The organism is Mesorhizobium sp. M7D.F.Ca.US.004.03.1.1, assembly GCF_003998635.1.
In the GTDB taxonomy this organism is placed as follows: domain Bacteria; phylum Pseudomonadota; class Alphaproteobacteria; order Rhizobiales; family Rhizobiaceae; genus Mesorhizobium; species Mesorhizobium loti.
Genome location: NZ_RZQG01000944.1, coordinates 1 through 2,205, shown reverse-complemented (window position 1 = coordinate 2,205; position 2,205 = coordinate 1). Strand labels below are relative to the sequence as shown.

Genomic DNA, 2,205 nt, shown 5'->3' with positions numbered 1-2,205 from the left:
CTTCTTCTCGCCTGTCGACAAGATGATGCTGGTCGAGATCATTTTGGGCAAGAAGACCGGCGACAAGGCGCTGGCCACGGCAATCGATTTCGTCCGTGCCATCAAGAAGACGCCGATCGTCGTCAACGACACGCGCGGCTTCTACGTCAACCGCTGCGTGCTGCGCTACATGTCGGAAGCCTACAAGATGCTGATCGAAGGCGTCCCGGCGCCGATGATCGAAAATGCTGCGAAGGCCGCCGGCATGCCGGTCGGACCCCTGGCGCTGACCGACGAGACGGCCATCGACCTTGCCCAGAAGATCATGAAGCAGACCATCAGGGACCTGGGCGACAAGGCGGTCGATCCAAAGCAGATGGCGCTGATCAACACCATGGTCGACGATCACGGCCGCTTCGGTCGCAAGAACGGCAAGGGTTTCTACGATTATCCGGCGAAGCCCGCCAAGAAGAAGCTGTGGCCGGGTCTCAAGGATCTCTATCCGCAGCTTGCGCCCGAGAAGGTCGATTATGAGGAGTTGCAGCAGCGGCTGCTGGTCACCATCGCGCTTGAAGCGGCCCGGGTGATGGAAGAGGGCATCGTCACCGACCCGCGCGAGGCCGATGTCGGCTCGATCCTCGCCTTCGGTTTCGCCCCCTACACTGGCGGCGCGCTGTCCTACATCGACGGCATTGGCGCCAGGGCGTTCGTCAAGATCGCCAAGAAGCTGCAGAAGAAATACGGCGCCGAGTTCAAGGCGCCCAAGCTGCTGCTCGACATGGCGGAGAAGGGCGAGAGCTTCTATCAACGTTTCGATCCCTATGCGAAAGGCGACGTGAAGCAGGCAGCCTGACGCCGACCCGATGTATGTCTGGGTGCGCATGGCGCGCATGATGGCCACGGCGCGCAGCCGTGGCCCCTATATGATGGGTGGCGAAAGCCGGCTGGCTTTTCGCTGCCTGCCGACCGACATCGATTTCAACATCCATCTTAACAATGCGCGCTACATGATGCTGGCCGATCTCGGCCGCATTGATTTATTTATGCGCGCGGGCCTCATCAGGCTGGCGAGGACAAATGGCTGGGCGCCGATGATGGGCGGGCTGCAGACGGTCTATGCGCGCGAGATCAGGCTGTGGCGTCGCTTCGAAGTGGTGTCTTCGATCGAGACTTGGGAAGGCACCCAGGTTATAGGCAAGCATCGTTTCGTCCTCGACAATGGCGAGACAGCCGCCTTGATCATGACGACGGCCGGCGTCTATGACCGCGGGGCTCGGCGCTTTCTCGATATCGACGAGGTCGTCGCAGCACTTGGCCGCGCGGCAAACCCGCGACCTCTAACCCAGGCAGAACGGATTTTCATGACGTCGCACCAGGGTCTGCGCAGCTTGGCCAAGGGTGTCGATTGATCCCGGGAATCGGAATTTGTGGGGCCACAGCTTACACGCGGCGTTGTGGGGCGGGCGGTGGACAAAACGGCATTCCAAGACTAGAAGGGAAAGGTATTTTTTCCTGCATTGAAGGAGAGCAAGACGTGCTCTCGCATGACCGTGTCTGGGCCGCCATCGATGCTCTTGCCGAGCGCTATTCGCTTTCGGCCTCGGGACTGGCCAAGCGCGCGGGGCTCGATTCCACCGCCTTCAACAAGTCGAAGCGTTTGTCTTCGGATGGTCGGCCGCGCTGGCCGTCGACCGAATCGCTTGCCAAGATCATCGAGGCGACGGGCGCTTCGCTCGATGAATTCACCGGTCTGATCGAAGGCCGGCCCGGGATCAGCAATAGTGCTTCGACCAGCCATGCCGCTTCGGTCGCCCGCAGACGCTCCGTGCCGTTGCTCGGCTTTGCCCAGGCCGGCGCCGGCGGCTTCTTCGACGATGCCGGCTTTCCGGCCGGGCAGGGTTGGGATCTGGTCGAACTGCCGGCACAATCGACCGAGAGTTCCTATGCGCTGCAGGTGCAGGGTGATTCCATGCTGCCGCTCTACCGCAATGGCGACGTCCTCATCGTCGAACCGGGCGCCATCACCCGCAAGGGTGATCGCGTCGTCGTCAAGACCACCGGCGGCGAGGTGATGGCCAAGGTGCTCGAGCGCCAGACCGTCAAGTCGATTGCGCTGATCTCGCTCAATCCCGATCATCCCGACCGCGATATTCCCATGCACGATGTCGAGTGGGTGGCGCGGATTGTGTGGGCAAGCCAGTAGGTCAGGCTCGTGCGGCTCCTTCA

Annotated in this window: 3 protein-coding genes; all 3 read left to right on the top strand. The window is 61.7% G+C overall.

All coding sequences use genetic code 11. From position 1 onward, the window contains the following. Positions 1-832, top strand: an 832-nt coding sequence (locus EN935_RS32290; protein WP_245489109.1) for a 3-hydroxyacyl-CoA dehydrogenase family protein, incomplete at its 5' end; no start/stop codon positions are given. A gap of 10 nt (positions 833-842) precedes the next feature. Then, positions 843-1,388: a thioesterase family protein gene (locus EN935_RS32285; protein WP_109666504.1), complete on the top strand. Its 546-nt coding sequence runs from the start codon at positions 843-845 to the stop codon at positions 1,386-1,388. Positions 1,389-1,513: 125 nt separating this feature from the next. Then, a complete protein-coding gene (locus EN935_RS32280) occupies positions 1,514-2,182 on the top strand; it encodes a helix-turn-helix transcriptional regulator (RefSeq protein WP_126067627.1) in 669 nt (222 codons plus the stop codon). Positions 2,183-2,205: the final 23 nt, after the last annotated feature.